Annotated in this window: 25 protein-coding genes; 12 read left to right on the top strand and 13 right to left on the bottom strand. The window is 63.6% G+C overall.

What is annotated here, in order from left to right; translation table 11 throughout:
• Position 1 precedes the first annotated feature (1 nt).
• From CHB69_RS11750 to CHB69_RS11725, 6 genes are all read right to left on the bottom strand, one after another.
• Positions 2-217 (bottom strand): DUF6117 family protein, encoded by a 216-nt coding sequence (locus tag CHB69_RS11750; protein WP_089216194.1) that lies wholly within the window; start codon positions 215-217, stop codon positions 2-4.
• Positions 204-722, bottom strand: a complete 519-nt coding sequence (locus tag CHB69_RS11745; RefSeq protein WP_089216193.1) for a hypothetical protein — start codon at positions 720-722, stop codon at positions 204-206. The genes CHB69_RS11750 and CHB69_RS11745 overlap by 14 nt, the downstream gene beginning before the upstream one ends.
• A gap of 81 nt (positions 723-803) precedes the next feature.
• A complete protein-coding gene (locus CHB69_RS11740; protein ID WP_089216318.1) occupies positions 804-1169 on the bottom strand; it encodes a DUF6915 family protein in 366 nt (121 codons plus the stop codon).
• Between the two features lie 10 nt (positions 1170-1179).
• Positions 1180-1647 carry a DUF6878 family protein gene (locus CHB69_RS11735; protein WP_089216192.1) on the bottom strand — a complete coding sequence of 156 codons (468 nt, stop codon included), beginning with the start codon at positions 1645-1647 and terminating at the stop codon, positions 1180-1182.
• Positions 1648-1731: 84 nt separating this feature from the next.
• Positions 1732-1926 carry a hypothetical protein gene (locus CHB69_RS11730; protein ID WP_089216191.1) on the bottom strand — a complete coding sequence of 65 codons (195 nt, stop codon included), beginning with the start codon at positions 1924-1926 and terminating at the stop codon, positions 1732-1734.
• A gap of 101 nt (positions 1927-2027) precedes the next feature.
• Positions 2028-4178 (bottom strand): ParB/RepB/Spo0J family partition protein, encoded by a 2151-nt coding sequence (locus CHB69_RS11725; protein WP_089216190.1) that lies wholly within the window; start codon positions 4176-4178, stop codon positions 2028-2030.
• Positions 4179-4328: 150 nt separating this feature from the next.
• On the opposite strand from CHB69_RS11725, the gene CHB69_RS11720 reads away from it, so the two are divergent.
• Positions 4329-4523: a hypothetical protein gene (locus tag CHB69_RS11720; protein WP_089216189.1), complete on the top strand. Its 195-nt coding sequence runs from the start codon at positions 4329-4331 to the stop codon at positions 4521-4523.
• Positions 4524-4528: 5 nt separating this feature from the next.
• On the opposite strand, the gene CHB69_RS11715 is transcribed toward CHB69_RS11720, so the two are convergent.
• The 3 genes from CHB69_RS11715 to CHB69_RS11705 all read right to left on the bottom strand — a co-directional run bounded on the left by CHB69_RS11715 (position 4529) and on the right by CHB69_RS11705 (position 6936).
• Positions 4529-5377 (bottom strand): hypothetical protein, encoded by an 849-nt coding sequence (locus tag CHB69_RS11715; RefSeq protein WP_141133971.1) that lies wholly within the window; start codon positions 5375-5377, stop codon positions 4529-4531.
• Positions 5378-5554: 177 nt separating this feature from the next.
• Positions 5555-5959, bottom strand: a complete 405-nt coding sequence (locus tag CHB69_RS11710; protein WP_089216187.1) for a DUF2958 domain-containing protein — start codon at positions 5957-5959, stop codon at positions 5555-5557.
• Positions 5956-6936, bottom strand: coding sequence for an ArdC family protein (locus tag CHB69_RS11705; RefSeq protein WP_089216186.1), 981 nt, complete (start codon positions 6934-6936; stop codon positions 5956-5958). Before CHB69_RS11705 ends, CHB69_RS11710 begins: the two co-directional genes overlap by 4 nt.
• Before the next feature lie 537 nt (positions 6937-7473).
• Here CHB69_RS11705 and CHB69_RS11700 point away from each other — a divergent pair.
• From CHB69_RS11700 to CHB69_RS11685, 4 genes are all read left to right on the top strand, one after another.
• Positions 7474-8745, top strand: a complete 1272-nt coding sequence (locus CHB69_RS11700) for a site-specific integrase (protein WP_089216185.1) — start codon at positions 7474-7476, stop codon at positions 8743-8745.
• Between the two features lie 195 nt (positions 8746-8940).
• The gene (locus CHB69_RS11695; protein WP_089216184.1) at positions 8941-9693 is read left to right on the top strand and encodes an ImuA family protein; all 753 of its coding nucleotides are present in this window, start codon (positions 8941-8943) and stop codon (positions 9691-9693) included.
• A complete protein-coding gene (locus CHB69_RS11690; RefSeq protein WP_089216183.1) occupies positions 9608-11131 on the top strand; it encodes a DUF6504 family protein in 1524 nt (507 codons plus the stop codon). The genes CHB69_RS11695 and CHB69_RS11690 overlap by 86 nt, the downstream gene beginning before the upstream one ends.
• A complete protein-coding gene (locus tag CHB69_RS11685) occupies positions 11128-14400 on the top strand; it encodes an error-prone DNA polymerase (RefSeq protein WP_089216182.1) in 3273 nt (1090 codons plus the stop codon). Before CHB69_RS11690 ends, CHB69_RS11685 begins: the two co-directional genes overlap by 4 nt.
• A gap of 32 nt (positions 14401-14432) precedes the next feature.
• On the opposite strand, the gene CHB69_RS11680 is transcribed toward CHB69_RS11685, so the two are convergent.
• Both CHB69_RS11680 and CHB69_RS11675 read right to left on the bottom strand, forming a co-directional pair.
• On the bottom strand, positions 14433-15377 hold the full coding sequence (locus CHB69_RS11680; protein ID WP_089216181.1) for a hypothetical protein: 945 nt from the start codon (positions 15375-15377) through the stop codon (positions 14433-14435).
• Positions 15378-15456: 79 nt separating this feature from the next.
• Positions 15457-16122 carry an SOS response-associated peptidase gene (locus CHB69_RS11675; protein ID WP_089216180.1) on the bottom strand — a complete coding sequence of 222 codons (666 nt, stop codon included), beginning with the start codon at positions 16120-16122 and terminating at the stop codon, positions 15457-15459.
• An 80-nt stretch (positions 16123-16202) separates the two neighbouring features.
• Between CHB69_RS11675 and CHB69_RS11670 the strand changes: the two genes are divergently transcribed.
• Positions 16203-16844, top strand: coding sequence for a TetR/AcrR family transcriptional regulator (locus tag CHB69_RS11670; RefSeq protein ID WP_089216317.1), 642 nt, complete (start codon positions 16203-16205; stop codon positions 16842-16844).
• 102 nt (positions 16845-16946) lie between these two features.
• Here the strand turns inward: CHB69_RS11670 and CHB69_RS11665 are convergent, their stop codons facing one another.
• On the bottom strand, positions 16947-17585 hold the full coding sequence (locus tag CHB69_RS11665; protein ID WP_089216179.1) for a CerR family C-terminal domain-containing protein: 639 nt from the start codon (positions 17583-17585) through the stop codon (positions 16947-16949).
• Between the two features lie 41 nt (positions 17586-17626).
• Positions 17627-19480: a putative bifunctional diguanylate cyclase/phosphodiesterase gene (locus CHB69_RS11660; RefSeq protein WP_089216178.1), complete on the bottom strand. Its 1854-nt coding sequence runs from the start codon at positions 19478-19480 to the stop codon at positions 17627-17629.
• A 303-nt stretch (positions 19481-19783) separates the two neighbouring features.
• Here CHB69_RS11660 and CHB69_RS11655 point away from each other — a divergent pair, with 303 nt between their 5' ends.
• The 6 genes from CHB69_RS11655 to CHB69_RS11630 all read left to right on the top strand — a co-directional run bounded on the left by CHB69_RS11655 (position 19784) and on the right by CHB69_RS11630 (position 25643).
• Positions 19784-20977 carry a DUF932 domain-containing protein gene (locus CHB69_RS11655; RefSeq protein WP_089216177.1) on the top strand — a complete coding sequence of 398 codons (1194 nt, stop codon included), beginning with the start codon at positions 19784-19786 and terminating at the stop codon, positions 20975-20977.
• Positions 20978-21151: 174 nt separating this feature from the next.
• Positions 21152-22069, top strand: coding sequence for a hypothetical protein (locus CHB69_RS11650; RefSeq protein ID WP_089216176.1), 918 nt, complete (start codon positions 21152-21154; stop codon positions 22067-22069).
• A gap of 182 nt (positions 22070-22251) precedes the next feature.
• Positions 22252-24366 (top strand): ParB/RepB/Spo0J family partition protein, encoded by a 2115-nt coding sequence (locus CHB69_RS11645; RefSeq protein WP_089216175.1) that lies wholly within the window; start codon positions 22252-22254, stop codon positions 24364-24366.
• A 106-nt stretch (positions 24367-24472) separates the two neighbouring features.
• Positions 24473-24949 carry a DUF6878 family protein gene (locus tag CHB69_RS11640; protein WP_212541920.1) on the top strand — a complete coding sequence of 159 codons (477 nt, stop codon included), beginning with the start codon at positions 24473-24475 and terminating at the stop codon, positions 24947-24949.
• An 11-nt stretch (positions 24950-24960) separates the two neighbouring features.
• The gene (locus CHB69_RS11635; RefSeq protein ID WP_089216174.1) at positions 24961-25368 is read left to right on the top strand and encodes a DUF6915 family protein; all 408 of its coding nucleotides are present in this window, start codon (positions 24961-24963) and stop codon (positions 25366-25368) included.
• On the top strand, positions 25365-25643 hold the full coding sequence (locus CHB69_RS11630; protein WP_089216173.1) for a DUF5983 family protein: 279 nt from the start codon (positions 25365-25367) through the stop codon (positions 25641-25643). Before CHB69_RS11635 ends, CHB69_RS11630 begins: the two co-directional genes overlap by 4 nt.
• The last annotated feature ends 17 nt before the right edge of the window (positions 25644-25660 follow it).

The following is a 25660-nucleotide window of genomic DNA, read 5'->3' as shown; positions in this document are numbered from 1 at the left end:
CTCAGGCGGGCGGGATATAGGCTTCGTAGGGATTGCCGGGGGCGAGATGACCGAATGGCGTCATCACATAGTCGCCGTTATCGCGTCCAACGGCGCAGATTACATAGCGTGTCTCGCCGCTTTCCACTTCCGAGCATTCCATCAGCGCCAGATCGCCCGCCTTGGCGGCCTTCACCAGCGTCTCGAAATTGGCGCGGGCGTACTCAGGGATTGCCATGACCGATCTCCCCGTTGGCCTGAGCTTCCGTGTAGAAGCGGTCGAACAGTGTGTTGGTCGATTCTGAACGGATGGTCTCGGCGGTGATCAGCATGGCAAGCCCGCCAAAGCCATCGACCCGCATCTTTGAACAGGTGAAGGCCATCGTCACAGTCAGCTGATCGAGGTCTGGCGAGCGGCGCACAATGTCCTGCAACACGTCGGCCCAGAGGTCGCCGCACATGTCGAGTTCGATGTCATCCTCGCCAAGAATCGCATCGGGCTGCTCGTCGAGCAGCTCTTGTGCAAGACGGCTGGTGTCGGGCTTGGCCCCGTCAAGGGCCGCACGGACGTCGGCAGCGGGCAGGAAGATAAGGTCGTTGGCACCGTCCTCGCTGTAGTAATAGGCGGTCTCGTCAGCGATTTCCTCATCGAACACCTGTGCGAGGAACAGGCGTTCGATCGGCAGCATGGCGCTGAGCGGAATAAACGGTTCGACCACGGTCGGAGTGTAATAGTCGGCCATCGTCTGGCTCCTTGATATGTTTTGCCCCCGGCGATGGGCGCCGAGGGCAGTGGTTGTTTGACAATGCGTGGGCGCCACTTTTCAGGCGGCGACGGCCTCGAACGGATCGAGGTCGCGGTGGATCGGCTGCGCACGGCCCATCCAGGGCTCGGGCCGGATGCAACGGACCCAGTCGGCGAAGCTCGGGATGAACCCCAGATCCTCGCGAACATGCTGTTCCCCGACAAGGCGAACGGGAATTACGCGCCCCGTCGAGACGGTGATCGTCGTTCCGAAGAAGCGCTCGAGCATGAAGATGCCCTCGGCGTGATGACGCAGTGCGCGGTGCCGGAAATCCGCAGTGATCGCCTTGGATTCGTCGAACCACTGGTGGAGCGGCAGATAGTCTTCCGGCTCGCCGCCCCATTTGCGGACCGAAGAAAGCGCATGGTGATAACAATGTCCCATCATCGCCTCCTCACCATTCGTGCGCGTAGGTTTCGGACGCGGTGTACCGCTCATTATAATCGAGCGTGATCGTCCCGGCGGTCACGTCGAACGTGAACTCGCCATAAGCGCCGTCATTGTTCTCCCACCCGCAATGCGTCTGACGCAGCAAGTCGTAGGCAAGATCCTCGATGGCTTCGCTTGGCGAGAGATGGTTGGCCACAGGCTGGTCGGCGCCATGATCCAGCCTCATCACGTCAACGGTGCCGCCGGGCAGTTCGGCCGGCTGATCGCCGATGAAGGCGGCGACATCCTCGATCTGACCACTATCGCCATAGCCATCGAAGGTGACGGTGACGAGCGTGATGCCCGCCGAAGCGAGGCAGGCGAACAGCCTTGCCTTGTTTTCGGGAACGAGCTTTGCGGCGTCGGCTTCCCACTGCGAGAAACGTTGCATGATTGCCGCCATGTCGATGGCGGGCTGGGTTGCGTCGGTCATTGCGGATCTCCTGAAAGGCAAAAGCCCGGCGCAGGGGCCGGGCTTCTGGGGATTGACGAAAACAGGATGAATGGCGGTGCCGGGTCATTCCCGAAGGCCACCGGAGGCGATGTCGGCGATCCATTCGGCCGCCTCGTCGAAATCTGCGTCGTCGTCCTCGAGTCGCCGCGCGAGGGTGATGGCGCCGGGGCGGCCAAGCTGCCCAAGCCGCCCGAGGGCGAGCAGCAGGACGGGCGCTAGTTCATCCGGCGTCGCGGTATCGATCTGGGAAGTTTGCATCCTATGTCTCCTGAAAATGCGAAAGCCCGACGCGAAATACGCCGGGCTCGAATGATGGAAGAGGGGATGGACGGGACGGCCGAAACCGCCCCGCCCAGGCATCAGGCAGCTGCTGCGACGGCTTCACCGTCGTCATCATCAACATCGACCGGCTGCACCTCGTCATCGAGAAAGGCCGGCAGTTCGGCGGCGTCGATCTCCGCTGCCGGATCGTCGGCAGGCGCATCGAGCAGTTCGGGCGTCCGCATCGGCTCGGGAAGCCAACTGGCGTCCTCCAGTAGCCGCTCGGCCTCGTTCGCCATGTCGCCCTTCTTGAGATGGTCGATCATTTCGGCGAACTTCGATCCCTTGGCCTCCGCGACATCGGCGAGGATGCGCGGCTTGGTCACGCTGCGGAAATAGCCCTCGACCGTCGGACGCCAGCCCGCGCCGACCAGATCGAGGCCGACGGCCCGCGCGAGGACATGGCTGTGCGCGATGCGCCGCTCGATGCTGTGCTTCGAGATGCGGCCATTGTCATACTTGGGCACCACCTCCGCTTGCGCGTTCAATGCCTGTGAGGCGCAATGCGCGAACAGGGCGGCCTGTTCGGCCCCGTCGAACTGGAGCAACGCGTCCCACAGATCCTTGTCGCTGTCCGGCAGCCGGTCGGCCCAGCGCTTGTGGCGCTCCGCAATCGCCTTGGCCGGCGCGCCGTCGCGCAAGCCCGAGGGCGCGAAACCGAACGACACCTTGCTGAGCGCCAGTTCCAGGCAGGATTCGCGGCTGTAGGTGTAGAAGGTGCTGAGCACGAAAGCGTGCAGCACCGCCGCGAAGGCCGTGGACGGGTTCTGCGCGAAGGCATCCTGCAGGGCAAGCGTGCGCCAGGCGGTCAGTTCAGCGACGAGGCGATCGGGAAGGGGTTTGAGGATTTCGCCATCCTCCTCGTCATCCCCGCCAGATGTCGTGCCGATCGGCACGACATTGGTCTCGGTCGTGCCGGCCAGCGTATCGCCTTCCACTCCGGCAGATGCGCCGTCGACGCCGCAAACGGCATCGGCTTCACCGTCTTCGCTCTCGATGACCGGCTCATCCTCGGGACGGACATAGCCGCGCTCGATGCAGAGCGATCCATCGACCTCGATCGAGACGAACACGCCGGCTCGCGCCATCTCTTGCGCGTCGAAGGTCAGCGGTCGCTCGACCAGCGCGCCGATCTCGACATCGATGGCAGCAATGCGCTCATGCACCTCGTCCGGCACATTCGGGTCGTCGGACCATTCCGCTTCGATCTTCTCGGCCTCGGCCTCCAGTTCCGCGAGCCGCGCCTCCTCCTCGGGAGTGCGCGGGACTGGCACGCCGTCAATCTCGCGCAGGCCGTTGGTAACACCCCAGGGCAGGTCGACGGCGGTCGCGACCCACTTCCAGCCCTCGGTGCCGATCTTCTCGCCTTCGACCTGAAGTTTTTCGGTGACCAGCCGGTCGAGGAGCGAGGGATCGGTCAGCCAGCCGCCATCGTCCTCCTCGAACAGGTCGCGCATCACGCCGCCGCCGGCCTCGACATAGGCCTCGACCCCGACGAACCGCACCCGCTTGTCCGCGACGCGCACGCTGTTCTCGGTCAGCTTCTGCCGGATATAGGCGCCCGACCGGTTGTAGCTGTGAGCAAGCAGTTCCCAGACCTGCTCCTGGCGCTCATGGTCATCGGAGACGGAAAAGGCCATGAGCTGCTCCAGCGTCATGCCGTCCTCGGCATAGACCTCGTGCAGCCTGGGCGAGACCTTGGCGAGCTTCAGCCGCTGGCTCACGACGGCCGGCGTCACCAGGAAGTGTGCGGCGATCGATTCGATATCCTGGCCCTTGTCCACCATCGCCCGCATGGCGCGGAACTGGTCGAGAGGGTGAAGCTGCTCGCGGAAGGTGTTTTCCGCATAGCTGTCTTCTTCGGCGGAGACGACATCATTGGCTGCCTTGACCACGCAGGGAATAGGCGCGTCCTTCGCGAGCCGCTTCTGCTTCACCAGCAGTTCGAGCGCGCGGAACCGCCGGCCACCGGCCGGCACTTCGAACTGGCCGGTCTCCTCGCCATCCGCGTCGAGGATGGGCCGCACGTTGAGGCTCTGGAGCAGCGTGCGGCGGACGATATCCTCCGCCAGCTCGCCGATCGATACGCCGGCTTTCACCCGGCGGACATTGGACTGGGACAGATGCAGGCGGTCGAACGGAATGTCGCGCGAGCCGCTGAGGACGAGTTTCTGAGGCGCTTTGGCCATGGGGCTTCTCCATGACGGGCCGCCGCGAGACTCTCTCCCGGCTACCAGCCCGTCACGTAGGCCCCCGGCCTTCCTCTTCCTCTCGCGCCCGCCGCAGGCGGGCGGTCTCGGCCTTTGGTGTCGCTGGTCCGGCTGTGCTATTGACGCGCCATGGCCAATGATCTGGACGGCATCAGGGCACAGGCCGATTGCCCGGTCTGCGGGCGGGAATTCAGCGTCAGCTATCGGACTTTGCGACTGGAGCGCACGGTCGAGTGCCCAGGTTGCGGCGAGACCATCCGGCCGATCGACGACACGCCGATCGGGATAGTCCAGCGCCTGATCGACCAGATTGATGGGAAATAATTCTGTCAGGGATCGGGCCAGTCCCGGCGCATTTCCAGCAGATTGACGATCTTCTGATAGCTTTGGTCCGGTCGAATTTCACCGCTATAGCCTGCATCGCGCACCTCGGCCTCCCGCTCCTTTGCCTCGAAGGAGATGAGCCGGGGATCGAAACTGATGCTGTGGAAGAGTCTGTTCGGATCAACCCGGACGTTGCGAACTTGAGGCACCGACTGATCCTTCGGCCAGGTACGTGCGATCAGCATCAGCCGCACTTCCTGCTCATGTGAGAAATATATCCGCTTCCAAAGGAGCGATTCGGCGCGTCCCGGCACGGTCCGGAAGAAGGCAGGTCCGTACCCGTCGGTGTTGCACGCATTGACAATGCGCTGGCCGATTTCGCTGTCTTCAACATAGTCGACACCGCCGATCACGAAATGACTATCGGCACCGTCGGCATGCCAGCCTTCCGCTGCCGACAACAGATGCCGGACGGTCGTTGTGACGATGACGCCCTCCGCATCAGGATCGCTGTTCCGCCGGCTTTGTGGATCAATCCGCACGCGCGAATAAGCGCGAAGCAAGGTGTCCGAACCGGGATTGAGCGACCAGCATTGCGCCCAGACCGGCGCCAGATAGGCGGAGAGCGGTTGTTGTCCCTTCGGCGGAGAGAGCTTGCTTCCCTCCAGCATGCACAAGGCTACCGGATCCTCGCGCGGATCTTCCCAGGAATGGGGCGCGACCAATCCCATTGCCTTCGACCGAAGGACGTCGAGGAAACGGCCGAGCGGGAATATCCGCCGAACCGCCACGTCAAGGTCGGGCAACCGCGCAACATGACGGGATGGATCGGCACTGATTTGCATCAGCTCCACGCTTCATTCCTCCTCTGACAAACACCGCTATGGTAACCAGTGCCAGTGAACAATTTGTCGAGTTCTCGCGCCTTTGGGCCTGGTCGAGCGATATTCGTTTTGTAGACTGTTCTCACGCCGCGTCAGATGATCCGGTCGGCTTCATGAACGGTCATGATCGCGCACGCGCACATTCGGCTAACGGAGGCTACCGTCCGCATCCGGCGCGTCACCGTGGAGGTTCCGTTCGCCCTCGACCAGCGATCCGGCGCGGGAAGCGGCCTCGGCATAAACCGAGAGCGGAAACTCGCTCTCGAAAAGGATATCGCGCTCAATGCCGAGACCGAAGGGAAGCTGGATCGATTCCAGTTCCTCCAGCGCAAAGCTCCTCAGTTCCGGACAGCCGAAGCCGAGATCGGCGAGGCCAAAGAGAATCCCGTCCTCATCCAGCTCCGTGGCGAGCCAGGTGGCGGGGCCAAGGGGATTGAAGAAGCGGACCACCGGCATCAGGTCCGGCGCGCGTTCGCCGCGGCGAAGCGCCTCGCAGCGGGCGCGGTGATTGGCGCGCAGTTGGTCGCGCAATTCAGGTGTGACGAGGATCATGCCGCGATCCTCCCGTCCATGGCCATCGATCCATCCGGGTCGGGATCGGGGTCATCGTCATTGGCGGCGATCTCAGTTTCGGCGCGAAAGGCGAGCAGGTAGTCGGCGGCCTTCGAGGCAGCGCTGGCGGCGCGCAGGATCGCGCGATCGTCCCCGCGAATGATCTCCAACCAGGAGCCAATGTAGTCGGCATGCCGGACCGTGGGCGTAATGCCGAGGGCGGCGCAGACGAACGATGCCGTCAGCTCCGCGCACAACTCTTCCTTTCCATATGCCACGGAACCGAAGACACCGCTCTGATCCCGATTGAGTCGCGTGGCGCCGCCGACCCAATGACCAAGCTCGTGAAACGCCGTCCGGTGCCAGTTCACGGGGTCGAAGAAGTCATCAGGCCGTGGCACCTGCACATAATCGCGCGTCGGCGAATAGAATGCCGAGGGACCGCCGATGCGGAAGTCGGCGCCGGTCGCCGCAATCAGCGCTTCTGCCTGCGGAAGGATAAGCCCTTCCGGGATAGGCGGTGGCGGTTCGCAGATATGTGCGGGCAGCCCGTCGCATTGCTCAACCGAAAAGACGGTGAACCACTTGAGGAAGGGAATGCCGCCCGAAGGCTCGCGGCCTTCGATGTCGGCGCGGCGGTGCTCATCGCGCGGGATGAAGCGGCGTGTGTAAATGACGCCGATGCCCTGCTCGCCGCGCCGGACATTACCGCCAAGCGTGATGGCCTGTCGGAAGGTCAGGAAGGCGTGGGACGCAAAGCCGCGCGAGACGATCGCATCCCAGAGCGTGAGAATATTGATGCCGCTGTAACGCCGCTCGCTGACGGCATTGTAGGGCATACCGACGCTGGCCTTTGCCGATCCCCAGGGCTGGACCCAGGGGATGCGCCCCGCTTCCAGTTCGGCGATAATCCGGTTGGTGATCTGTTCGTAAAGGTTCGTCCGCTCTCTGGCGGAACGGTGGCGTGCATGTGCCATCGCAGCTTCTCCGCGACGGGCCGGCAGCAAGCCTCTCTCGCTGCCCTCAACCCGTCACGGCCAACCGGCCTTACTCTTCCTCTGGCGGGGCGTTACGGGGCGGCAGTCCCGTACGAAGGGGTCCGGGGAGACGCGGAACGCGGCTCACCGGCAGGGGAAGACGTTCCCCTCCATACTCCGCCACAATAGCCATGAGTTTCCGTTGGCACGCGCGTTTGGTGGTGAACTGGTGGTGAACTGACGCAAATAAGCGGCATCCCGCCCCTGCGCCGCGACTCGCAAACTATTGGTTTTCCTGGAAAAACTGGAGCGGGCGAAGGGATTCGAACCCTCGACCCCAACCTTGGCAAGGTCCAGCTTGCTCTTCGCTAGAACCGCCGATACCCACCTAACATACTTAAAAACAAAGAATCTGTTACGATGACTCCGCCGCTTACCACCGGCAGCCGCCCGCATTTTCCTTCTTTTTGCTTACATATTGCTTACACGGCTGTTATGCTGCTGTCTATGTAAGCAGATGACTAGGGCGGTGCCAAGATGGTCAAACTAACAAAGAAAGCTGTAGATGCGTTGAAAGCCCCTGCCTCGGGCCAGGCCTTCTTATGGGATGGTGAGCTGAAGGGCTTTGGCGTGCGAGTGACCAAAGCCGGCATAAAGACCTTTATCGTTCAGTATCGAAATGCCAGCGGAAAAAGCCGGCGGATCAATGTCGGCCGCTACGGCGTGATGACGGTCGAAAATGCGCGCGATCAAGCCAAGATCAAATTGGGGGCAGTTGCTGCCGGGGACGATCCCGCTGAAATCGCACTCAACCCTCAAGACGAAGTCACGGTCGCGGCCCTTTGCGATTGGTATCTCGAGGAGGCCGAGGCTGGACGCATATTGGGTCGGCGCAATCGCGCGATCAAGAAATCGACTCTGTCAATGGACAAGAGCCGCATCGAGACGCACATCAAGCCTCTTCTCGGAGAGCGCATCGTCCGCACTCTCAAAGTCATAGATATCGAAACGATGCAATCCGATATTGCAGCAGGAAAGACAGCCAAGCCGAGGGGAAAAGGCCGAGGTGGGATTACGACAGGCGGACCCGGTGTTGCTGCCCGAAGCGTTGCCACCTTGCAGAGCATCCTCAACCATGGCGCCCGCCTCGATCGGATAGCGGATCATCCGAGCAGGGGCGCACGGAAGCTGGCCGGCAACCGGAAACAGCGGCGCCTCTCCACCACGGAGATCAAGAAGCTCGGAAGGGCCATGAGTCATGCTGCGCGCAATGGCGAACATCCCGTCGCCCTTGCAATCGTTCGATTCCTGCTTCTCACAGGCTTTCGCATTTCGGAGGCGCAGGGACTTCAACGCGATTGGCTGCACGAAGAGCCCGGATATGTGAGCTTTCCGGACACAAAAGGCGATGCACAAATTCGGGCGATCGGACCATCTGCCGCCAAGCTTGCCGCCGATCAGCCCATACGTGAGGGCTGCCCATATGTATTCCCGTCTGACGTCGGCGAAGGTCATTATACGGCAGCGAAGGCCTGCCTTGCTCGGCTATGTGCAACTGTCGGCATCGAAAACGTCACTCCGCATACGCTACGTCACACCTTCGGCAGCGTGGCCGGCGATCTCGGCTTTTCCGAACTCACCATTCGAGCGCTTCTCGGCCATGCCGCTCAGAGCGTTACGCAGGGTTACGTCCATATCGACGAGGCGTTGAAACTCGCTGTCACCCGTACATGTCAGGAAATCGCCCAATTGCTGGATACCCAAGAAAAGGCTGGCTTCCAGGTCGCGACAGAAAGGAAAGCGGCGTGATGAACATGCACCACCCCTGCCTATGCGCCAGTCGAAATAAGAGGTCTCCCTTTAGCCTCCATCATGCGAAGGTCTGCATCGCTAAGGCCGACCCGGGAAGGGGGAACGCTGACGCAATGCTTGACTCCTCGATCGGGAATGTAGAACAAATAGTGAACATACCAGAGTATCTCGCAGGAGGTTCCCACAACGAACGTGCGGTCCACGTCCGCCATACAGTCGCTACGCGCTCAAATCGCCCAAATCGAAGGCCGGCAACGACGCGCGAGAACGGCGCTCCCGTTCGGGATAGCCGAGGTGGACTCGCGCCTTCCGGGCGGTGGCCTAGCCATCGGTGCGCTTCACGAGGTCGCCGGTGGCGGCAATGGCGCGGTTGATGGCGCGGCGGCAGCGCTCTTTGCGGCAGGAATAGCCGCACGCAGCAAAGGCAAGGTTCTTTGGTGCGTGACCAGGCCGGATCTGTTCGCGCCAGCGCTCGCCCAAGCGGGTCTTGCCCCTGATCGGGTGATCTATGTGGAGGCCGGCGACGACAAGACCGTTCTCGCCTGTATGGAGGAAGGGCTGCGGCATGGTGGACTTGGCGCCGTCGTTGCCGAGATCGCGCACCTGTCCCTGACCGCGTCGCGCCGTCTCCAGCTCGCGGCCGAGGGAAGTCAATCGATTGGCATCGCCCTGCGCCGCTGGCGCCGGCAAACCGAAACCGCCGATTTCGGCCAGCCCACCGCCGCAATGACACGCTGGCGCGTGTCTGCACTGCCATCGACCGCATTGCCGGTGCCCGGCGTCGGCCGGCACCGCTGGCTGGTTGAACTCATTCGCGCCCGTGCGGGCGAGAGCGCGGATTTCGAACTGGAGGCATGCGATGCAGCGGGTCGTCTCGCTCTTCCTGCCGACCTGGTCCACCGACCGGGTGCGGCGGAAGGCTGGCAACGCGGCGCCTCCGGTTGAGGCGCCGCTCGTCCTGGTTGGCCGGGAAGGAAACAGGCGGGTCGTGATGGCGGCGGATGCCGCCGCACTGGCCGCCGGCCTTCGCGCGGGCACGCCCGCGGCCAAGGCCCAGGCGCTGGTGCCGGACCTCGTCATGCAGGATGCCGAGCCCGCCGCAGATGCCGAGGCGCTCGAACGGCTTGCCGTCTGGATTCTCCAGCGTTTCGCGCCGATTGCCGCCGCCGATCCGCCGGACGGCATCGTCATCGACACCACCGGCGCCGATCATCTGCATGGCGGCGAACAGATCATGCTGGAAACACTGATCGGCCGGCTCGCCATGTCGGGTGTGGCCGCACGCGCGGCCATCGCCGATAATTGGGGCGCTGCTCACGCGCTAGCGCGTTTTGCCAGCGAACCTGTCACCGTGGCAGCGCGGGGACATGGCACGGCGCCGCTGATGGCCTTGCCGCTCGAAGCGCTCCGACTGCCGGCCGTCATTGTGGCCGATTTGCGCGTGCTCGGCTTCGAGCGCATCGGCGACTTGCTGGCGCAACCGCGCGCGCCGCTCACCCTGCGCTTCGGCCCCGAACTCGGACGTCGGCTCGACCAGGCGTCCGGTGTGCTGTCGGAGCCGATCGAGCGGGTGCAGTCGCCCGATCTCATCGAGGTCCGCCGCGCCTTCGCCGAGCCGATCGGTGCGGCCGAGACCATCGCCCGCTATATCGGCAAGCTGGTCGGAGTGCTCTGTGCAGCATTGGAGGCACGCGGTCTCGGCGCTCGCCGGCTCGATCTCCTCTGCCAGCGGGTCGACAACCGCGCACAAGTGGTTCGGGTCGGCATGGCGGTACCTGTCCGGGATGCGACGCGCCTGACCCGGCTTCTCTGCGATAAGATCGAGACCATCGACCCCGGCTTCGGCATCGAGGTGATGATCCTTGCCGCTACCAGTGCCGAGCCGCTGGAATGCCGGCAATCGGTCAGCACACTGATCGAGGAGGAAACACCGGACGTCACCGGTCTCGTCGATACGCTGATGAACCGCGTCGGCGAGCGCGCCATCTACCGCCTTGCCCCCATCGCAAGCGACGTACCGGAGCGTGCGGTCTGCCGGATACCGGCGGCGGCTCCGGAGACCGGAGCGACTTGGCCCGATCACTGGCCGAGGCCATCGCGCCTGCTCCCCCGGCCCGAGCTTATAGAAACCGTGGCGCTTCTGCCCGATCATCCGCCGGTTTCCTTCACCTGGCGCGGCGTGCGGCGGCGGGTAAAACGGGCCGACGGCCCCGAGCGCGTCTTCGGCGAATGGTGGAAACGCGACGCGGAGCTCACCGCGGTGCGCGACTATTTCCGGGTCGAGGATGATGCCGGCGAACGGTACTGGATCTATCGCGCCGGCGACGGCGAGGACGCGGCCACGGGCTCGCACCGCTGGTTTCTGCATGGAGTGTTCGGGTGACCGGCCCCCGCTACGCCGAGCTGCAGGTCACCTCGCATTTCTCCTTCCTGCGCGGTGCTTCGTCGTGCGACGAGCTTTTCGGCCAGGCCGCCGCAATCGGCATCAAGGCGCTCGCCGTCGTCGATCGCAATTCGCTGGCCGGAATCGTGCGCGCCCATGAGGCGGCGAAAGCCACGGGCGTCCGCCTCATTGTCGGTTGCCGCCTCGATCTGGCCGACGGGATGTCGGTGCTCGTCTATCCGACAGACCGTACCGCCTATTCGCGGCTTTGCCGTCTTCTGTCACTCGGCAAGGGCCGGGCCGGCAAGGCGAAGTGCCATCTCGAATGGGCGGATCTCGCCACTTACGGAGACGGTCTGCTCGCGGTGTTGGTGCCCGATCGCGCCGATGACGAATGCGGATTGCGGCTCCGGCGGCTGCGCGACGCCTTCGGCGATCGCGCCTATCTGGCGCTGACCCTCAGGCGACGCCCCAACGACCAGCTCCGGCTCCACGACCTCGCCAATCTCGCCATTCAGATGCGCGTGCCGACGGTCATCACCAATGACGTCCTCTTCCATGAGCCGGGCCGGCGCATCCTGCAGGATGTCGTCACCTGCATCCGCCACAATGTCACGATCGATGATCTCGGCGATCACCGCGAGCGCCATGCCGACCGCTATCTCAAGCCGCCAGAGGAAATGCACCGCCTGTTCAGTCGCTATCCCGAAGCGCTCGCAAGGACCATCGAGATCACCGAGCGCTGCCAGTTTTCTCTCGACGAACTCGCCTATCAATATCCCGAGGAGCGGGACGATCCGGCCCTGACTCCGCAACAGACCCTTGCAACGCTTACCTGGGCAGGCGCTGCCGAGCGCTATCCTGAAGGTCTGCCCGACAGCGTGCGCGCCACCATCGAGCATGAGCTGCACCTGATCGAGAAGCTCGACTATGCCCCTTATTTCCTCACGGTGAACAGCATCGTCCGCTTCGCCCGTTCGCGCGACATCCTTTGCCAGGGGCGCGGCTCAGCCGCCAATTCGGCGGTCTGCTATGTGCTCGGCATCACGTCGATCGATCCGGGTCGTAACGACCTCCTCTTCGAGCGCTTCGTTTCGGAGGAACGCCGCGAGCCACCCGATATTGACGTCGATTTCGAGCATGAACGCCGCGAGATCGTCATGCAGTGGGTGTTCGAAACCTATGGTCGCGGTCACGCCGCGCTGTGCTCGACCGTCATCCGCTATCGCACCAAGGGCGCGCTGCGCGACGTCGGAAAGGCGCTTGGTCTTCCCGAAGACCTCATCAAGACGCTCTCCGGCCAGGTCTGGGGCTGGTCGGAGGATGGCGTTGCCGAACGCCATCTCCAGGAGCTCAATCTCAATCTCGCCGACCGGCGCCTGAAACTCACGCTCGATCTCGCCCGCCAGCTCATGGGCGCCCCGCGGCATTTGTCGCAGCATCCAGGCGGCTTCGTTCTCACCCATGACCGGCTTGACGACCTCGTGCCGATCGAGCCCGCGGCGATGGTCGACCGGCAGGTCATCGAGTGGGACAAGGACGACATCGACGCGCTGCGCTTCATGAAAGTCGATCTCCTGGCGCTTGGTATGCTCACCTGCATGAAGCGCGGCCTCGACCTGCTTGCTGAGCATAAGGGCATCCGGCTTGATCTCGCCACCATCCCGGCCGAGGATCCGCGCACCTATGCAATGATCCGCAAGGCCGACACACTCGGCAGCTTCCAGATCGAGTCGCGCGCGCAGATGTCGATGCTGCCGCGTCTGAAGCCCCGGACCTATTATGATCTTGTCGTGCAGGTCGCGATCGTCCGTCCCGGCCCGATTCAAGGCGACATGGTGCATCCCTATCTGCGCCGCCGTGAAGGATTGGAGGAGGTTCATTATCCCAAGCCCGAGCTGGAAAAGGTGCTCGGCAAAACGCTCGGCGTGCCGCTCTTCCAGGAACAGGCGATGCGGGTTGCCATCGAATGCGCAGGCTTCACGCCGGGCGAAGCGGACATGCTCCGCAAGTCGATGGCCACGTTCAAATTTACCGGCGGCGTCTCGGCGTTCAAGGACAAGCTTGTCGCCGGCATGGTCGCCAATGGCTATGAGGCCGATTTTGCCGAACGGACCTTCAAGCAGCTCGAAGGCTTCGGCTCTTACGGATTTCCGGAAAGCCACGCAGCCTCTTTTGCGCTGATCGCCTATGCCTCCGCCTGGCTCAAATGCTGGCACCCGGACGTCTTCTGCGCGGCTTTGCTCAGTTCTCAGCCCATGGGCTTTTACGCGCCGGCCCAAATCGTCCGCGACGCGCGCGATCATGACGTGGAAATTCGTCCCGTCTGCATCAACGCTTCGCGCTGGGACTGCCGCCTCGAGCCAACCGAAGACGAAACCCTCTTCGCCGTTCGGCTTGGCCTGCGCATGGTAAAGGGCCTCGCCAATGCCCATGCCGCGGCCGTCATTGCGGCGCGTGGCGACGAGCCCTTCGTCAGCATCGACAACCTCTGGAAACGCGCAGGTGTTCCGGTTTCAGCGCTCACGCGGATCGCCGAAGCCGATGCGTTCCGCTCGGCCTTCGGCCTTGCCCGCCGTGAGGCGCTATGGGCGATCAGGGCATTGCGCGACGAACCTCTTCCCCTCTTTGCGGCGGCCGCCGCACGCGAGGATAGAAGCGGCACCGAATGCAACGAGCCCCCGGTTGCGCTTCGGATGATGACAGCGGGCCGCGAGGTGGTAGAGGATTACGGCCATCTCGGCCTGTCGCTGCGCAATCATCCGGTCGCCTTCCTGCGGCACAATCTCTCTCAGCGCCGGATCGTCACCTGTCGCCAGGCCATGGAGGAACGTGACGGACGCTGGCTTGAGGCCGCCGGCATCGTCCTCGTGCGGCAGCGGCCAGGCAGTGCCAAAGGGGTCATGTTCATCACCCTCGAAGATGAGACCGGCATCGCCAACCTGGTGATCTGGCCGAAGATATTCGAGCGCTATCGCCGTATCGTGCTCGGGGCGACGATGATGGCGGTGCATGGCCGTATTCAGCGCGAGGGTGAAGTCGTTCACCTCGTAGCCCACCGATTGACCGATTGGTCCGCCAGCCTCGCAAGCATCGGTGCGCGCGACGCAGCCTTTCCGCTTCCACATGACGGCGGCGACGAAGTCCACCATGGACCGCCCACGCCGGATGGCCGGAGCCTTCCTCCCAAGGGACTCCGGCCGCGGGACATGTTTGATCCCCATCGCCACATCAGCGAAATCAGGGTGAAGTCGCGGGATTTCCAGTAAGCCGGTTGCTATGGCGGCAGTGCCCACTCTCACTATCGGGCGATTGGCCTGAAACTCGCCGCGGTCGTTCGCGGGTCGAACGTCAGTTCGAACGCTTCGAAGGGCTGCAGGGCGGATGTCAGCGCCGACCAGTCAAACTGCAGCGGATCACTGAACGCGATCGGCAAATATCCTCCTTCCGGCTTGGGGAGCTGTGCGGTGAACCGGACACCAAGCCGCCCCACCTCGGGCACATGCTCATCAAGATCGTCCGAGCGCAGCCAAATCTGAAAGCACACCGATCCTGCCATCAGCACAAAAATCATATAGGGCAAAGGGGCCGTCGCGTCCCGTCGGCGCAGCAGCGTTCCGGCAAGCGCTGGTGGCGAGTTTCCGACATAGGCATGCGAAAACCCGACCAACAAAGGCCCCTTATGCGGCTCGGCATCGTGATCTGCCAGGCTGGCAATGGCTTTGCAGAACCTCGGCAGTTCCGCGCCAGGCAGCATCGACAGACCGATCTTCATCAAGGCTTTATAGGCATAGCGGGGCACAAAGACATCGCCCTCTACCGGCATCGTCAGCTTGAGCTGTCCCGTCGCCTTGTCGATGTCCACCAGCGCGTTGGCATCGCCCTGGGCAGCGACGCTGAGCTGGCGCTTTCCGTTCACAATAGCATGGCGTACTGTTGATCGCGACCGGCTCTGACCGGTCTGGCGCACGCCATTGCGCCCGCGTACACCGCCAAGGGTCAGGAACGGACCGACCGCCTTGCATAGGGCATCTTCATAAATCGAGAATCTCGCATTGCACGCCTTGCATTCATCGAGTGCAAACAATGTTCGGTTGCCGAGCGCAGCCGGCAGCGCATGCGCATTGGTCCGGCTTCCGAAAACACCCGCGCCGGTGACGCCGCAATAACGACATTGGGTTCGCTCCCCGAGGAAGCGCCTTTCGCTGCTCGGTTCCACCAACTCCTGAACGATCGGATCATACATATTCGATACCCTTCTTGCCGCGATGGGCACCCAAAACCCTCGTCAATCCGCGAGCTGACCGCCGCCCGCTGCCGCATGCTCAGCCCAATCGCGCTGGATCTTCCTTTTCGCCCCGCGCGACAGTCTGCAGCGACCCGTCCGGCAAGGGTCGCTGTAGCGCTCGCGCTTCGTTCCACGGCTCAGAGAGCCAACGCGTCCAGTCTCGCGCTGCCGTCAAAATCACCGGCATGGCCTTGGGATGGACGGCGCCGACCTCTTCGTTCGCGTCGGTGGTCAGAAATCCATAGAGATCGCAGCTCACCTCGCCTTCCGCGAGCTTGCGGGTCGACCTCCAACTGGTCCACACCCCCGCAAAGAAAGCGAGTGGGCGCTCTTCGTCCAGCGCAAACCACACCGGCTCGGACTTTCCATCGGGACCGCGCGCGGGTTCGGAAAAAGATGTGAACGGCACGAGGCACCGATTTGCAGGCGCGAGCCATCGCCGCCAATGGGGACTCGCCGTATTACGGATATTGGTGACGCCCTTGTCCACCCGCTTTCCCTTGAGCGCGAACGCCGGCGACGGCATCCCCCAGCGGGCCAGCGCCAGTTCGAGCGCGCCATCGATCGAGCGACGCACGATCGGCGCCGAATAATCAGGAAATACACCCGGCATTGACGGTAAGTTACCAGAATAGTCGTTCATCGCGCCGAACAGATCGCGAATCGCCACCTGGCCCTTGGTCACCGAGTAAAGATTGCACACCCGTTTTGCCCTAACACTTTCGTTCCCCTTGCTGGGTCTCTATTAGCCTACCCAGCGCCCAAGTCGCCGGAATGCATAACATGCCTGAACATCATTCGCGACGCGCCGGGCGTCCCGTCGACACCGCAAAGCGCCAGGCAATCATAGCCTCTGCCAAGCGTATTTTCTTCGAAATTGGGTTGGCCCAGGCTTCAATTGAGCAGATCGCCGCTGACGCACACGTCTCGAAGGTCACCGTCTACAAACATTTCGGTGGCAAACGGGAGCTGTTCATCGCGGCGGTGGAAGACGAGTGTAAACGGATACGCCATCAATTTTCCTTCGACCAATTCGCAGCGGGCAGGCTGGACGAGCAGTTAACGGCCTTTGGCCAAGCCGTTGTAACCTTCATTTCTCAACCTGAGATGGTGCGGTTCAAGCGACAAATCGCTGCCGAGGCGGAAAATGAGCCAGATGTGGGGGCCGCCTTTCTCGCCGCAGGACCGCACCGAGTAACGACGGCACTTTCCAAACTCCTTTCCGCAATGAAAGACGCAAAGGCGCTGCGAATCGGGGATCCAGGGATCGCCGCTGAGCTATTTATCAGCCTGTGCGTCGGTTTGGGGGATCTCGAACGGCGCTTCGGACAGGAGCCGAATCCTGCGCGCGACCGTGAGCGGATAAGGGCTGCAACCGACCTGTTCTGCCGGGCATATGCGAACGACCTGTCCATAAGCGACTGAGTTAATGTGACGTGGCGATGGTTCGTCGCAAGGCGAACTCGGGACTGTCGGAGCCGTCTCGCCCCGAACTCGAGATCGGCAACCGCAAACCGGCGCTGCCCGTCACGCAAGCGCGGCGGCGCGACAAACGGCGAGCAAGTGCGCCTCGATCGCCGCCTTGTCCTCCGGTTTGGCCGGATCGAGCCCCGTCATCCGCCGCACCATGCCTGGCGCCGTGCCGAAGATTCGAACCTGGCCGAGAATGGCCAACGCCTTTACCCGTATCGAGCTATCGTCCCACCGGCCATGCCCGAGCCCAGCGATCAGGGCAGCGAGCCTTTCGCCGACGCGCTTCAGCAAGCGATCGTAGAGAATCTCGAACGCCTCCGTGGGCTCCAGTTGCTCACGCGACACAAAGCGCGCCCAGTCCGCGCTGCGCTCATCCAGCATCAGATCGAGGAGCGCCGCCACGAGCCGGTCGATCTCCGCGAGGAGTGCCTCGTCATCGCTCGCGACCGGCATCGCCGCGCCATCCAGGCTTGGGGCCAGCACCCGCTCCAGATGGTCGGCAATATGCCCGGCCGCGGCGAGATAGATGCCGTCCTTGCCGCCGAAATGATAAGTGATCGCCGACATCGTCGTTCCGGCCGCCGCCGCGATCGCACGCGTGCTTGCACCGTTGCGGCCCATGCGGCCGAACTGGTCGATCGCTGCATCCAGCAGGCGATTGCCGCAAAGCGACAGAGACTCAGGCTTTGCCATAGCCGCAGACTAACCGCCGCCTGCCTCGATCTCAATTGCGCTTATCCGGCGCTGGTGCGGCGTTTCGCCCATTCCGGCCGGCCCGGCGCCGTGTGCGGCGCCATGCTCCCCGCATAAAGCGGAGTTGCGTCGGGGACTCCAGCGCCGTGCCGGCGCAGCAGCGCCGCCATGGTTTCGCGATCGGCTGCCCGCGCGAACGCAAACCCCTGGCCAAGTTCGCAGCCCATCGCCCAGAGCTGGCTGGCCTCGACCTCGGTCTCGATTCCTTCCGCCACAATGGCAATCCCCAGCCTCCTGGCTGTCTCGATCAGTCCCTCGATCATGATCATGCCCGGATCGTCCGGCCAAAGCCGCCCAATCAGCGTCCGGTCGATCTTGATGATGTCGACCGGAACATCGAGCACATGTGTCAGCGACGCATAGCCTTTGCCGAAATCGTCAAGCGCCACCCGCACGCCGGCTGCGCGCAGTCGCGCGAGCTCCCTGGCCACCACACGGTCACGCCGACCCGCGTAGGCGTCCTCGCTGACTTCAAGAATGAGACGGTCCAGCCCTATGTCCGAGCTGTCGAACGCAGCTTCGAGCTTTTGCAGGATGCTGCCGGTGTAAAAGTCCGCCATCGAGACATTGAGGCCGATATGCCCGATCGGCAGGCCGTTATCACGCCACCAGGCAACGTCATTCGCAATGGTCTGCGCCATGTAGCCGGTCAATTCGATGGCGACATGGGCATCCGAGGTGGCCTCGTGAAACGCCTCGGCTGCGATGATCGCCCCGTCCTTGTCGCGCATGCGGCACAACGCTTCAAGCCCGGCAATCTCGCCGGTGTCGAGCCGGACCACCGGTTGATAATGCGCCTCGATCCGACCCTCCGCCAGGGCCTGTGTCACGTCGCGGATCGCGTCGCGGCGGTGTGTGATGCGCGATCCGATCCCCGGCCAGTAGCGAACGAAACCGCCTCGACCCGTCTCCTTGGCATGATAGAGCGCGAAATCCGCTGCCTCGTTCACGGCCAGCGCGGTCGCCTCATCCGGTCCTAGCACGGCCCCGCCGATTGTCGCGCTCGGCATAACTGCGTGACCCGCGCAGCTTACCGGTTCAGCCAGCGCACCGAAAATCCGCTCCGCTGCAGCATCGAGATCGGCCAACATGCTCGGCGCGCGGATGATGACCGCAAATTCGTCGCCGCCGAGCCGGAAGGTGGGGTCGGGCGCCATCACCCGCGCCACCCGCTTCGCCGCTGCCCGGATCAGGGCATCGCCGGCAAGATGGCCGAAGGTGTCGTTGACGATTTTGAGATTGTCGAGGTCAATGACGAACATGCCCCACGACCCCGGCTCATCGCAGGGGATGTTGGCGAGCGCGGCACTCCAGGCCGCCCGGTTCGGAAGTCCCGTCAGCGCGTCAATCGTCGCCCGGCGCTCACGATCGATCGCTTGAGCATGGCGGCGCAGCGCCGTCGCACACAGCTCGACACAGGTCTCCGCCAGCTCGCGCTCATCCGCCTGCGGTCCTCTCGGATCGCGGCAATACGCGGCCAGGACAGCGACCACGTCTTGATCCGTATCGATCACCGGAAACGACCAGCAAGCTTTAAGATCGAGGCCTCCAAGGAGCGCAACGGCGTCCGCGAAGCGCGCATCTCGGCGGATGTCCTCGATCACGACACCTTCGCGCCGGTACGCCGCCGTACCGCACGAGCCGACTTCCGGCCCGATCAACAGCCCATCAAGCGCCGCGCAATAGTCCGCCGGCAAGCCAGGTGCGGCAAGTGGATGGATAAGACCGGCCCGGTCGACGCTTACGATCGAACAAATCAGGTGCGGCGCGGCCGCCTCGAAACTTTTGCAAATCTGTTGCGCAGTCTCATCAAGCCCTTCGCCATTCGCGATCATCCGAAGAATTTGATTTTGAATGCGGAGCAACGTTCAACCGCCTGGAACCTGAGTATAGCAAGGGATGCGACCAAAATAGTCGCAAGCGGTAAACAAAGACCTTCCCTCCAAGCTTAAAATCACTTTAACCATGTACCTGGAGGGGAAGGATTTCCCCCGCGGCCGAGCCCGTAGTCTCGGCCGACCCCTTCAAGCGGGGAGATCCCCGCAACGCCCCCTAGAGCGAGAGTGCGGACCAATTTTCCGTGACGGGTTGAAAGCCGAGGGAGAGGCCCTCCGGTGCCCGTCATGGAGTTTTGTCCCATGACTATGCAGGTTCTCGATGCCAACCGCGGCGCCGATGGCGGCTACAAGGTCGATGTCAGCCGCGGCCAGCGGATCGGCCGTGTCTCGTCCGAGTGGTTCTCGCGCCCCGACGACGAACGCTTTCTTTCCCTTTCCGACCTCGCGCGAACCGTGCGCGAGCGGTCCGAGCGCAGCAAGACGCGTGTGGTGGACAGCGCCCTGGTCCAGGTCGAGGCGAACCGCTCCGACCCGGAACGCCTCGCGCTCATCGTGCCGGGCGCTGATGCGCCCATCGCACCGACGCACTGGAGCTTCGGCCAGCTTGCCAGCCTGGTCGGCGCCCCGGCTGCCTATCTCCGCCAGCTTCCAGCCGCGCTCGCCGGCATCAATCTGCAATATGGCCTGACTTCGCATCGAGCCGAGCAGGTCAAGACTTTCGAGATCGAAGACGGCCGCGTCGAGCTGCGCGCCGTAACCGGCCCCGACTATGGCCGCATCCACGACTATGAGCTGATCGAAGCCATCCAGCGTATCGCCGGCAATGGCACCGGCGATACGCGCTGGAAGGTCCCTGGTGTGCTCGACTGGTCGACCGGGATCTACAACCCCCATGTCGATGTCGCGAAGGACACGACCACGCTTTATGCCTCCGATCGCGACGTGTTTGTCTTCCTCGTCGACGATCTCAACCCCATCGAGGCCGGGCGTCTGCCAGACGGTTCGCCCGACCTGTTCTTCCGCGGCTTTTATGCCTGGAACAGCGAGGTCGGAGCAAAAACGCTCGGCATCGCGTCCTTCTATCTTCGCGCCGTCTGCCAGAACAGGATGCTGTGGGGGGTGGAGGATTTCGAGGAAATCACCATCCGTCACTCCAAATATGCAGCCTCCCGCTTCGCCCATGAGGCCGCGCCCGCACTGCTGAACTTCGCGGATTCCTCACCCATGCCTTTCGTCAACGGCATCAGGGCCGCGCGCGAGCGGATCGTGGCGAAGAACGACGAGGATCGCAGCGATTTCCTGCGTCGGCGGGGCTTTTCCAAGGCCGAAACCGGCAAGATCATCGAGACCGTGCTGGCCGAGGAAGGCCGGCCGCCGGAAAGCGTCTTCGACTTCGTGCAAGGCATCACCGCCGTCGCGCGGCACAAGCCCTATCAGGACGCCCGCCTCGATATGGAAGCCAAGGCCAAGAGGCTGATGGACCGGGCAGCCTGACTTTCCGAAAAACCGGGGAGACGGCTTTCCGGCTCTCCGGTTTTGCACGCTTCCGTCTTCACGCTTCGACGTTCCGCGGCGCGGTCCTCCCAAGTGCGAGGGCCGCGCCTCGCTCCGTGATGGGTTGAAGGCCGAGAGACCGGCTCCCGGCCGCCCATCGCGGAGATTATCCCGATGACGACCAAAGAGCCGGCGGACATCCGCCTACGCGTCCTCAGCCTCGGCGCTGGGGTTCAATCGACTACGCTCGCCTTGATGGCCGCACATGGCGAGATCGGTCCGATGCCCGACTGCGCCATCTTCGCCGATACCGGATGGGAGCCCAAGGCGGTCTACGAACATCTCGCCTGGCTGAAGTCGCCCAACGTCCTGCCGTTCCCCGTCCACATCGTGTCGGCCGGCAACCTGCGCGCCGATCTACTTGCCGGCGCCAAAGGGGAGCGCTGGGCTTCGATCCCGGCCTTCACCCGCAATGTCACGCCCGCCGGCACCGAGCTCCCCGTTTACGACGAAGACGCAAATGGCGATCTCGTTGTCGTCGGCGCCCGCATCCTCAAGACCGAGCGGGTAGGCGTCGGCATGATCCGCCGCCAATGCACCGGCGACTACAAGATCGTGCCGATCCGCCGAAAGGTCCGCGAGCTGCTCGGCATCGCCGGTCGGCGGTCGCCTGCAACGCCGGTCGCTGAACAATGGATCGGCATCTCGCTCGACGAGGTGCTCCGCATGAAGCCCTCGTTCGAAGCGTGGCAGGTCAACCGCTGGCCGCTGATCGAACGCCGCATGACCCGGCACGACTGCCTGCGCTGGCTCAAGCGCAACGGCTATCCTCGGCCACCCCGGAGTAGCTGCATCGGCTGTCCATTTCATTCCGACGATCATTGGCGGCACATGCGCGACCATGATCCCGACTCCTGGGCCGATGCCGTGTGGGTCGATCGCAACATTCGCACGGGTTTCCGCAAAATCCGCGGTGAGGTCTATCTGCATCGCTCCGCCGTTCCCCTCGACAAGGCCGATCTTACGACCGACGCCGATCGCGGCCAGCTCGATCTCTGGCCGAACGAATGCGAGGGGCTGTGCGGCGTCTGATGCCGCGCGTCCCTGCCATCCCGCCGATCCGGTTCTACGCATCGGCGCGCTTGCGGCCTTGCGTCTTTCCGTACCGCCCAGGCGGATCGCCGCCGCAGAGAGTAAGAGGGCTCCGCCCTTTTTCCGTGACGGGTTTCAAGCCGAGAGAGAGGCTCTCGGCGCCCGTCGCGGAGTATATCCCGATGGCTACTGCCGTTCAGAAAATCACCCTCAGCGCCTCGCGCGACATTCCCTTCAACAAGCTCGTGCTCAGCCAGTCGAACGTCCGGCGCGTCAAGGCCGGCGTCTCGATCGAGGAACTCGCCGAGGACATCGCCCGCCGCGGCCTCCTCCAGAGCCTCAACGTGCGGCCGGTTCTCGACGCCGACGGCGGCGAGACCGGCATGTTCGAGATTCCGGCCGGCGGTCGCCGCTTCCGGGCGCTCGAACTCCTCGCCAAGAAAAAGCGGCTCGCGCGAACCGCGCCCGTCCCCTGCATTGTGCGCGAGACCGGCACCGACATCTCGGCCGAGGAGGATTCGCTCGTCGAGAATGTACAGCGCGCGCCGCTGCATCCGCTGGACCAGTTCCGCGCCTTCCAGACTCTGCGCGAACAAGGCTTGAGCGAGGAGGAGATCGCCGCGCGCTTCTTCGTGTCGCTCAACATCGTCAAGCAGCGGCTCAAGCTGGTCTCCGTGTCGGAGAAGCTCCTCGAGCTTTACGCCGACGACGCCATGACGCTCGAACAGCTCATGGCCTTCACCGTCTCGGCCGATCCCGCGCGCCAGGAGCAAGTCTGGGAAGCGATCGAGCATAGCTGGTCGAAGGAGCCCTATCAGATCCGCCGCATGCTGACCGAAAACACGGTCCGCGCCTCGGACCGGCGCGTGCGTTTCGTCACGCTCGAGGCCTACGAAGAGGCTGGCGGCGCGGTCATGCGCGACCTGTTCCAGGATGACGACGGCGGATGGGTCGAAGACGTCCCGCTGCTCGAACGGCTCGTTGCCGACAAGCTGAAGGCCGAAGCGGAAAGCATCGCCGGCGAAGGCTGGAAATGGATTCAGGTCGCCGCCGACTTTCCCTATGGCCACACCCATGGATTGCGCGAACTCACCGGCACGCCGATCGACCTGACCGATGAGGAGCGCGCCACGCGAACCGCGCTGGGCGAAGAATATGACCGCCTCGAATCCGAATATGCCGAAGCGGACGAACTGCCCGATGAGGTGGATGAGCGGCTTGGTGAAATCGAGGCCGCACTCGAAAGCTTCGAGGCGCGCCCGGTCGCCTACCATCCCGCCGAGGTCGTGCGGGCCGGCGCTTTCGTCAGCATCGCGCATGATGGCCGGCTCAGCGTCGATCGCGGCTATGTTCGCCCCGAGGACGAGGCTCCGGTCGGCAGCGAGGAGACTGACGCACCGGGCGCCGGCCATCCCGGCTCCGAGGACGACGCTACCGTTCAACGCACCGTGATCACGCTGGGCGACGAGTCCCAGGACGATGACGAAGAGGAGGATTTCATCAAGCCGCTGCCCGAGCGGTTGGTGACCGAGTTGACGGCACATCGCACCCTCGCGCTGCGCGATGCGCTTGCGGGCAACCCGCATATCGCGATGACCGCGCTCCTGCACAAGCTCGTGCGCGATACCTTCCAGCATATCGCTGCGCCGGGATGCCTGGAGGCTTCGGTGCGCCACGTCTTCTTCCCCGTGCAGGCGGACGATCTGAAGGACAGCGCGTCCGCCAAGGCCGTCGAAGAACGCCAGGACGCGTGGAAGAACGACCTGCCGACCGACGACGACGCTTTGTGGGATCGTATCGATGGCCTCGACGAGACGAGCCGCATGGCGCTTCTGGCCCATTGCGTGTCGTTCGGCGTCAACGCGCTCTACGAAAAGGCCAATCCCTATGGCGCCGGCCCGACGCAGCATGGCGTGCAGCAACGCATCCATGAGGCGAATCGGCTCGCACGTGCGCTCGGTCTCGACATGGTAGCGATCGGGTGGCGGCCGACGGTCGGCAATTATCTCGGCCGGGTGACCAAACCGCGAATCCTCGAAGCGGTGCGCGAGGGCGCCGGCGAACAGGCCGCGCAGCTCATCGACCACCTCAAAAAGGGTGACATGGCGAAAGAGGCCGAAAGGCTTCTCGCCGATAGCGGCTGGCTTCCCGAGCCGCTCCGACTAGCGCCCCTGGATGGGGACGCGGCGGACCGGCCTGACGACGAGACCGAAGCGCTGCCTGCATTCCTTGCCGATGACGACGAGGCAGGCGAGCTCAGCGAGCCGGACGAACCGGCGGCGATCGCTGCTGAATAACGCAAGGACGCGCGGGACGGCTCGCCCCGTCCCGCGCGTCTCCCCGCTTTCCATCCACTCACGCCCGGTCCTCGCGCCGGGCGCTTTCATTTCAGGAGCAATTCCGATGGACACCGACACCCCCAAGCCGACGCCAACGATCGATTATGCCGCCTTTGAGGCAAAACAGAAGGCGTTTGACGAAGCCGCCCGCCGCCTGCTCGTGGGCAACAAGACAGTGCTGTTCGACCTGCTTGCCGAGGCCGGTATCAGCCAGGTTGTCGTCAAATTCGATGGCTATGGCGATAGCGGCCAGGTCGAAGAGATCGACGCTTTCAAAGGCGACCAGCCAGCCGACCTGCCCGACGCCAAAATCGAGATTCAGTCCGCACTCTGGGGCAGCCCCGACGTCAAGCGCGAACTGTGCAGCACCGACGAGGCGATCGAGACCATGGCCTATGATTTCCTCAGCCAGACCCATGGCGGCTGGGAGAACAATGACGGCGCCTATGGCGAGTTCGTTTTCGACGTCGCCGAGCGGTCGATCTCGCTCGACTACAACGAGCGCTACACCGCCACCGAATCCTACAGCCACGATTTCTGAGGGAGGCGACAATGGGCCATTGCTATCATCACGCGCTTTCTTCGGTGCGCAAATGGGGTGGAACGGCGGACGACTATCTGCCGCTCCACCAATGGTTCGACGAACCATCCAAGCTGATCACAGCGGACTTCCGGCACCGCGCGCTGCGCCATCACGCCCAAGGCATATTCGAGCTGGAACGCACCTTTGGAAAGGCGCTCGCGATCTCCACCGGACGCATCGTCCCTGTCCGCCTGATCGGCGAGCAGCATGTGCTCGAGGATCTCGGCTTCATTCCGAGCTTCGCCGACTGGGTGCGCCAGATTCGTCCGCAGCCCTGGATGGGGCGCGCCCAGCCGATCCACAAAATCGTCGATCCGTTTGCGGCCGAAGGCAAGACAAGCGAGCTGGACCAAAACGTGTTGGAGGACGTGCGATGAAACCTGAATATCCGCTGCGGCTGTTTTTCGATTGCTCGACGGCGCATGTCTCGCCCGGCACTCGGACCTGGCTGGAAACGCTCGCGTCAAGCGGCGAGGCGATGATCGCCGCCACGCCCTATGGCTGGTTTCTCTGGGTCGAGGAGACGCCCCCAACCGATCAGCCCGCTGATCTCGCATCGATCATGGGCCACGCGCGGCAGCTTGGCGCCGAATACATCCTCTTCGATCGCGACGCGCCGGAAAACGACGCTTTGCCGGTCTTCGACGATTAGCGCCGCAGCCCTTTCCA

Origin of the sequence: Sphingopyxis indica (assembly GCF_900188185.1) — a bacterium.
GTDB lineage: Bacteria > Pseudomonadota > Alphaproteobacteria > Sphingomonadales > Sphingomonadaceae > Sphingopyxis > Sphingopyxis indica.
This window is presented reverse-complemented; position numbering and strand designations above follow the sequence as displayed.

What these genes read in the sequence shown, in the direction of transcription:
- CHB69_RS11665 (WP_089216179.1), bottom strand. Translation starts at nt 17,585, where the DNA reads ATGGCAAAGCCTGAGTCTCTGTCGCTTTGCGGCAATCGCCTGCTGGAT.
- CHB69_RS11650 (WP_089216176.1), top strand. Translation starts at nt 21,152, where the DNA reads ATGACGACCAAAGAGCCGGCGGACATCCGCCTACGCGTCCTCAGCCTC.
- CHB69_RS11700 (WP_089216185.1), top strand. Translation starts at nt 7,474, where the DNA reads ATGGTCAAACTAACAAAGAAAGCTGTAGATGCGTTGAAAGCCCCTGCC.
- CHB69_RS11750 (WP_089216194.1), bottom strand. Translation starts at nt 217, where the DNA reads ATGGCAATCCCTGAGTACGCCCGCGCCAATTTCGAGACGCTGGTGAAG.
- CHB69_RS11690 (WP_089216183.1), top strand. Translation starts at nt 9,608, where the DNA reads ATGCAGCGGGTCGTCTCGCTCTTCCTGCCGACCTGGTCCACCGACCGG.
- CHB69_RS11725 (WP_089216190.1), bottom strand. Translation starts at nt 4,178, where the DNA reads ATGGCCAAAGCGCCTCAGAAACTCGTCCTCAGCGGCTCGCGCGACATT.
- CHB69_RS11720 (WP_089216189.1), top strand. Translation starts at nt 4,329, where the DNA reads ATGGCCAATGATCTGGACGGCATCAGGGCACAGGCCGATTGCCCGGTC.
- CHB69_RS11740 (WP_089216318.1), bottom strand. Translation starts at nt 1,169, where the DNA reads ATGGGACATTGTTATCACCATGCGCTTTCTTCGGTCCGCAAATGGGGC.
- CHB69_RS11745 (WP_089216193.1), bottom strand. Translation starts at nt 722, where the DNA reads ATGGCCGACTATTACACTCCGACCGTGGTCGAACCGTTTATTCCGCTC.
- CHB69_RS11660 (WP_089216178.1), bottom strand. Translation starts at nt 19,480, where the DNA reads ATGATCGCGAATGGCGAAGGGCTTGATGAGACTGCGCAACAGATTTGC.
- CHB69_RS11640 (WP_212541920.1), top strand. Translation starts at nt 24,473, where the DNA reads ATGGACACCGACACCCCCAAGCCGACGCCAACGATCGATTATGCCGCC.
- CHB69_RS11705 (WP_089216186.1), bottom strand. Translation starts at nt 6,936, where the DNA reads ATGGCACATGCACGCCACCGTTCCGCCAGAGAGCGGACGAACCTTTAC.
- CHB69_RS11730 (WP_089216191.1), bottom strand. Translation starts at nt 1,926, where the DNA reads ATGCAAACTTCCCAGATCGATACCGCGACGCCGGATGAACTAGCGCCC.
- CHB69_RS11635 (WP_089216174.1), top strand. Translation starts at nt 24,961, where the DNA reads ATGGGCCATTGCTATCATCACGCGCTTTCTTCGGTGCGCAAATGGGGT.
- CHB69_RS11735 (WP_089216192.1), bottom strand. Translation starts at nt 1,647, where the DNA reads ATGACCGACGCAACCCAGCCCGCCATCGACATGGCGGCAATCATGCAA.
- CHB69_RS11645 (WP_089216175.1), top strand. Translation starts at nt 22,252, where the DNA reads ATGGCTACTGCCGTTCAGAAAATCACCCTCAGCGCCTCGCGCGACATT.
- CHB69_RS11670 (WP_089216317.1), top strand. Translation starts at nt 16,203, where the DNA reads ATGCCTGAACATCATTCGCGACGCGCCGGGCGTCCCGTCGACACCGCA.
- CHB69_RS11655 (WP_089216177.1), top strand. Translation starts at nt 19,784, where the DNA reads ATGACTATGCAGGTTCTCGATGCCAACCGCGGCGCCGATGGCGGCTAC.
- CHB69_RS11680 (WP_089216181.1), bottom strand. Translation starts at nt 15,377, where the DNA reads ATGTATGATCCGATCGTTCAGGAGTTGGTGGAACCGAGCAGCGAAAGG.
- CHB69_RS11630 (WP_089216173.1), top strand. Translation starts at nt 25,365, where the DNA reads ATGAAACCTGAATATCCGCTGCGGCTGTTTTTCGATTGCTCGACGGCG.
- CHB69_RS11710 (WP_089216187.1), bottom strand. Translation starts at nt 5,959, where the DNA reads ATGATCCTCGTCACACCTGAATTGCGCGACCAACTGCGCGCCAATCAC.